This is a genomic window from Anaerococcus tetradius ATCC 35098 (assembly GCF_000159095.1).
Classification (GTDB): domain Bacteria; phylum Bacillota; class Clostridia; order Tissierellales; family Peptoniphilaceae; genus Anaerococcus; species Anaerococcus tetradius.
The window spans coordinates 4,564-8,998 of sequence record NZ_GG666298.1; the positions used below are offsets into that span (position 1 = coordinate 4,564).

Below are 4,435 nucleotides of genomic sequence, written 5' to 3' on the forward strand. Positions count from 1 at the left end.
CATATTGAAGTTTCTTTAAGAGCAGTTATCACAAACTATTTTTCTTTAAGATATGGGAACTTTTCATATAAAGATATGAATAATTTTGAGAAACAAAAGGAACAAGAAAGGGTACTAGAAGAATTAGCAAGGGAAGTTAAAAGAAATAGACGCTCACCATTTATAAAAAACTTTAAAGACAATTATGAAGGTGGAGAAATTCCACTCTATGCAGTGATAGAAGTAGCAAGTTTTGGAACTTTATCTAAAATGTATAAGAATATGAAAAATGAAGATAAAAGTAAAATTGCAAAAGTCTTTCATACAGACTACCATTACTTTGAATCTTGGATAGAAAATTTTGCCTATATAAGAAATATATGTGCTCACTATGGCAGGCTATATGGAGCAAAGCTTACAAAATCACCAAAGCTATACAAAGAATACTTAAAAAAGAATATTTCAAACAACACAATATTTGCTACATTAGTAAATCTTAAAATAGTTTCTGAAGAAGAAAATTACAAAAAATTTTATCATGATCTAACAGAACTAATAGCAAGATATGAAAATATTGAATTAAGACATGTTGGCTTTATAGAAAACTGGAAAGAATTACTAAAACCATAAAATTAAATAGAGAAATTTACACCGAAAAAAACATTTCGGTGTTTTTTTATGCCCAAAGGAGGAAGAATGAAATATATACGAGATGAGCCGAAAAAATAAGATACAGAGAAAAATGAAATATTAATGAATTAGAAGTAGAAGCGATAGAGAAAACTATCGCTTTTTTTATGGAATAAAGGAGATAGAACAAATGGAAAGAGAAATGCTAAATATTAATGGAAATCTAGTAGGAGAAATAAAAACAACTGCAATAGATACAAAGGAAGGAGAAAAAGAGGTAGCTAACTTCACAATAGTTAGAAAGAACAAAGAAGAAGGAAAGGTTAAAAAAGAATATATCTACTGTAATCTCTACGGAGAAAAGGCAAAAAGTGTGAAGGAATTTAAAAGTGGAGAATACATCCATATTTTTGGATATTTTAAGGAAACAAAAAAAGAAGACAAGACATTTAAAAATTTTATAGTAAAGCACATAAATAAAATTGAAAAAGAAGAAAAAGAGGAGGAAATATAAATGGAATTTTTTACACAAGCAGTAAATGTATTAAAAATATTAGTTACAGCAATTGGTGCAGGGCTTGGAGCATGGGGTGTTATCAACCTGATGGAAGGTTATGGGAATGACAACCCTGGTGCTAAATCTCAAGGTATTAAGCAGCTTATGGCTGGAGGGGGAATTGTACTCATAGGTTTAAAACTAATACCGCTATTAGCAAACGTGTTAAAATAAAATGTTTAATATAGTAGATAAGATCAAAGAGTTTTTTTCGGAGATACTTATTGATATGATCAAGGAAAATTTAAGCGGAATGCTCCTTGATATAAATGACAAAGTATCAACGATAGCAAATGAGGTAGGAAAGACTCCGAGTGGATGGAACTCGGAGGTTTTTCACTTCATAAAGTCTATTTCAGAAAATGTTATACTTCCCATAGCAGGTCTTATCATAACGGCTGTACTATGTATTGAATTAATTCAAATGGTAATGAACAAAAATAATATGCATGACACAGATACCTTTGATTTTTTTAAATATATGATAAAAATGTGGATAGCAGTATGGCTTGTATCTCATGCTTTTGACTTTTCTATGGCAGTATTTGATGTGGCACAGGATTTAATAGGAAAGGCAGCAGGTGTGGCAAATGCTAGTGCAAAAGTTTCTCCAGGTGATATAGCTAATATGGTAGATAGCCTAAAAGGAGAGTCAATAGGAAAATTAATGACTATAGTACTAGAGACATCAATTGTAAAGATGATAATTCAAGGGATATCAATACTCATTACAGTTATTCTATACGGCAGGATGATAGAAATATATATTTATACTTCAGTTTGCGCCATACCTTTTGCCACAATGGGCAATAAAGAATGGGGAAGTATTGGAACAAACTATATAAGAGGGCTCTTCGCACTTGGCTTGCAAGGTTTATTCCTACTTATATGCGTAGGAATTTATGCCGTACTTGTTAAGACTTTAAATATATCAGACATACACAAAAGTATTTTTGAATTACTAGGATACACCTTAATACTTGGTATAACTATGATGAAATCAGGAAGTATTGCAAAATCAATTTTAAATGCTCATTAATAAAAAAGGAGAAGATGATGAAAATTAGAAGAAAAAAGGACAAAAAAATTAATCTAAAAACACTTGGAACAATAGGACTCCCAATACTTTTAATAGGGGGATATATTACAAGAGAAATACAAAATAGAATGATTATAAGAAAAATATCGGAAGTTTTAGATAATAGAGAAGAAACGAATGAAAAACCTTAAAAATAGCAGTGAATATGGGAAAATCATTAGAAGATCTGAACAGAGAAGACATATATGACTTTTACTTAGAGGGTTTAGAATAATGGCTTATGTAAATGTCCCAAAGGACTTAACAAAAGTAAAAACAAAGGTAGCTCTAAATCTAACAAAAAGACAATTAATTGGCTTTACAATTGCAGGTCTAATAGGATTTCCAGTATATTTAATGACAAAAAAAGTGCTTCCTAATGACCTATCTATGTTAATTATGATAGGTGTGTCTTTTCCTATAATATTTGCAACTCTTTATGAAAAGGACGGGATCTATTTTGAAAAATATTTAAAGTATATTATAGATAAGAAAAGACAGACAAGTATAAGGATATACAAGACAGAATGTATTTATGATATAAAGAAACAAAGAAAGGAAAGGAGTAAATGAATCAAATACAGAAAAAACAACAGAAAAAATTAAATCAAGAAAAAAGAAATTTAAAAAAACAAAAAGAAGATTTAAAAAGCATTAGTATAAGTCAAAAAAAGATGAAAAAAGCAAATATTTCTAAAGAAAAAGGAAAGCCCAAAAAGAAGCTTTCCTTTTTTGGTGGGAAGAAGAAAAAGAGTGTTCAGGAAACAATCCCTTATTTAAGAATGTTGAGAAATGGGATTTGCCAAGTTGAGAAGAACAAATTTAATAAAATGATACGTTTTTTAGATATTAACTACCAGCTTTCAACAGAAGAAGATAAGGAAAGTATATTTAATGAATTTTCAAGTTTTTTAAACTATTTTGATCCAAGTGTTGATATAGAACTTTCATATATTAATCGCATAGGAAAAAATGAAGAAGTAGAAAAAAACATCAATGTTCCGGATAGAAACGATTCATATAATGAAATACGAAAAGAGTACAGGGAAATGCTAAAAAATCAGAGTCAAAAAGGAAATAATGGACTTACTAAATATATGTATATCACCTTTAGCTTACAAGCACAAGATTTAAAAGAGGCAACTACAAGACTTGAAAGAATGGAAATGGATATATTAAATAACTTTAAGCAGATGGGAGTAAAAGCTTATGTATTAAGTGGATATGAAAGGTTAAAGGTTATTCACGATATCTTAAATCCAAATAAGAATTTTGTTTTTTCATTTGAAGACCTAAAATATAGTGGACTATCTACTAAGGATTATATAGTACCAGCATCATTTAACTTTTCATCTAACAATCAATTTAAAATTGGAGAATACTTTGGAGAAGTAAACTTTCTACAAATTCTAGCACCTGAATTATCAGATAGATTATTATCAGAATTTTTAGGAGTTGAAGAAAATATGATTGTAACATTTCATATAAATTCCATTGATCAAACAGAAGCTATAAAGATGATTAAAAGAAAAATAACAGACTTGGATAAAATGAAAATTGAAGAAAATAAGAAGGCTATAAGATCAGGATATGATATTGATATTCTTCCAAGCGATTTAATTACCTATGGTAATGATGCTAAGAAACTATTGGTAGAACTTCAAAATCATAATGAGAGAATGTTTGTCATAACTATTTTGTTTACAAATATGGAAAAAAGTAGAAAGAAATTGAGTAATATAATCTTTCAACTAAATTCAATAGCAGGTAGGCATAATTGTGTATTGAAAAATCTTAACTATAGACAGGAACAAGGACTAATTTCCTCCCTGCCACTTGGAAAAAATGAAATCGAAATAAAAAGAGGACTTACAACTAGCTCTACAGCAGTCTTTATTCCTTTTACAACAGAAGAGTTGTGCTTAGAAGGAGAGAGCTTATACTACGGATTAAATGCTTTAAGTCGTAACATCATTATGACAGATAGAAAGCTTTTAAAGAATCCAAACGGTTTAATACTTGGAACGCCTGGTAGTGGTAAATCTTTTTCGGCTAAAAGAGAAATTACCAATGCTTTTTTAATCACACAAGATGACATCATTATGTGATCCGGAAGGGGAGTATGGAAATTTAACTAAGGCACTAGGTGGAGAAGTTATAAAAATATCGCCAACAAGTAAGGATTATATAAA

The 4,435-nt window shown here is 29.5% G+C and carries 5 protein-coding genes and 2 pseudogenes; all 7 read left to right on the forward strand.

The window, feature by feature from the left end; all coding sequences use genetic code 11:
- The coding region (locus HMPREF0077_RS06895) for an Abi family protein (RefSeq protein WP_004837291.1) at window positions 1-609 on the forward strand (609 nt) is incomplete at its 5' end.
- A gap of 190 nt (window positions 610-799) precedes the next feature.
- Window positions 800-1,123 carry a hypothetical protein gene (locus HMPREF0077_RS06900; protein WP_002838912.1) on the forward strand — a complete coding sequence of 108 codons (324 nt, stop codon included), beginning with the start codon at window positions 800-802 and terminating at the stop codon, window positions 1,121-1,123.
- Window positions 1,124-1,339 (forward strand): Maff2 family mobile element protein, encoded by a 216-nt coding sequence (locus HMPREF0077_RS06905; RefSeq protein WP_002838961.1) that lies wholly within the window; start codon window positions 1,124-1,126, stop codon window positions 1,337-1,339. It begins immediately after the preceding gene.
- Window position 1,340: 1 nt separating this feature from the next.
- Window positions 1,341-2,204, forward strand: coding sequence for a VirB6/TrbL-like conjugal transfer protein, CD1112 family (locus HMPREF0077_RS06910; protein WP_004837292.1), 864 nt, complete (start codon window positions 1,341-1,343; stop codon window positions 2,202-2,204).
- 17 nt (window positions 2,205-2,221) lie between these two features.
- Window positions 2,222-2,478, forward strand: a pseudogene (locus HMPREF0077_RS06915) (hypothetical protein).
- Window positions 2,478-2,816, forward strand: coding sequence for a PrgI family protein (locus HMPREF0077_RS06920; RefSeq protein ID WP_004837294.1), 339 nt, complete (start codon window positions 2,478-2,480; stop codon window positions 2,814-2,816). Before HMPREF0077_RS06915 ends, HMPREF0077_RS06920 begins: the two are co-directional and overlap by 1 nt.
- A pseudogene (locus HMPREF0077_RS06925) lies at window positions 2,813-4,435 on the forward strand (VirB4-like conjugal transfer ATPase, CD1110 family); the annotation flags it as partial. The gene HMPREF0077_RS06920 and the pseudogene HMPREF0077_RS06925, both read left to right, overlap by 4 nt.

Bases quoted from the DNA above. Each gene is read 5' to 3' on its own strand.
- HMPREF0077_RS06900 (WP_002838912.1), top strand. From the start codon at position 800: ATGGAAAGAGAAATGCTAAATATTAATGGAAATCTAGTAGGAGAAATA.
- HMPREF0077_RS06905 (WP_002838961.1), top strand. From the start codon at position 1,124: ATGGAATTTTTTACACAAGCAGTAAATGTATTAAAAATATTAGTTACA.
- HMPREF0077_RS06910 (WP_004837292.1), top strand. From the start codon at position 1,341: ATGTTTAATATAGTAGATAAGATCAAAGAGTTTTTTTCGGAGATACTT.
- HMPREF0077_RS06920 (WP_004837294.1), top strand. From the start codon at position 2,478: ATGGCTTATGTAAATGTCCCAAAGGACTTAACAAAAGTAAAAACAAAG.